This is a genomic window from Geobacillus sp. ZGt-1 (genome assembly GCF_001026865.1).
In the GTDB taxonomy this organism is placed as follows: domain Bacteria; phylum Bacillota; class Bacilli; order Bacillales; family Anoxybacillaceae; genus Geobacillus; species Geobacillus thermoleovorans.
This window is the reverse complement of the sequence record NZ_LDPD01000013.1, coordinates 11,879-12,210: the sequence shown is the minus strand read 5'-3', so window position 1 is coordinate 12,210 and position 332 is coordinate 11,879. Positions and strand designations below refer to the sequence as shown.

Sequence of the window (332 nt, the reverse complement as noted above, 5' to 3'; positions counted from 1 at the left end):
TTTTCTGTGAAAATCCATAAAACCCGGTCAACTCTGTATATCCTGTGATCAGTTTGGATACACTACAAATGGCCAAAAAAGACAACAGGAAAGCAGAGGTGCCTTATTTTTAGGCATCTCGTATATTCTGTATTCATTTTGGCTATACTAACTTACTTGTGGTCCCCAAAACGGTTCTTTTCGGGAAAGCATGCAGTAAATGGTGACAAGCATTCGGTGCGCGATCGCAACGAGTGCTTTTTTCTTTCCCCGGCGAGCCGCCAATGACCAAAATTTCGCCGCCAACGGTTGATTCCTGCATCGGGATAACGCCCATGCCGCCTCGCATAACG

Annotated in this window: 1 pseudogene; it reads right to left on the bottom strand. The window is 45.8% G+C overall.

The features are described 5' to 3' along the window. Positions 1-147: 147 nt before the first annotated feature. Positions 148-332, bottom strand: a pseudogene (locus VU18_RS19210) (IS110 family transposase); the annotation flags it as partial.